Source organism: Arthrobacter sp. I3, assembly GCF_000520575.1.
GTDB lineage: Bacteria > Actinomycetota > Actinomycetes > Actinomycetales > Micrococcaceae > Arthrobacter > Arthrobacter humicola_A.
On the sequence record NZ_KI914955.1, the window covers coordinates 17,484 to 18,151 of the forward strand.

The window sequence follows — 668 nt, forward strand, 5'->3', positions numbered from 1 at the left end:
CCGCCAAGACGGCCTCGGCGGCGAAGCCCTGGACCCTCAAGCGGGGGCTCGCCGTCGCCGGGGCCGCCGCAGTCCTGGCCGTCGGCGCCGGGGCCGGCGTCTATGCCCTCACCTCAAGCGCAACGGCAGCCACCGGTGCGGCCGGCGGGGCGGCAGCCGGCGGACCCGGCGGCCAGGGTGTCGCCCCGGGCGTGCCAGGTTCAGCGCAAGACGGTTCCGCGCAAGGTGGTTTCGCGGGCGGCGGCATGCCGGGGCAGGGCGGTCCCGGCGACTTCGCTGCCGGTGGCATGGGCAGCGGGCTTTCCGCGGCAGTGCACGCCGAATACGTGGTGCTGCAAGGAAGCGCATACACCACGATGGCCGAGCAGCTGGGCACAGTGAGCGAGGTCAGCTCGTCCTCCGTGACCGTCAAGAGCAGCGACGGTTTCACGCGCAGCTATGCGCTGGGCAGCGACGTGGTGGTGAGTAATCTGCAACAGCGGCGCCAGCAGGCCGGCGGCACGGGCACGCAGCTGAGCGTCGCGGACATCGTCGCGGGCGGGACGGTGCGGATCGTGGCGGCCAAGGACGGTTCCGGCTACACGGCGGCCTCCGTCATGCTGGTCGCGGCGACAGCCACCGGCCAGTCGAACTGAACCGCCGCGGCCGGCATCGCCACCGTGGCTGGC

The 668-nt window shown here is 73.4% G+C and carries 1 protein-coding gene; it reads left to right on the forward strand.

The window, feature by feature from the left end; genetic code table 11:
• Positions 1 to 635 (forward strand): hypothetical protein (locus Y706_RS26605; protein ID WP_043436566.1); only part of this gene is annotated, 635 nt, incomplete at its 5' end.
• Between the last annotated feature and the right edge of the window lie 33 nt (positions 636 to 668).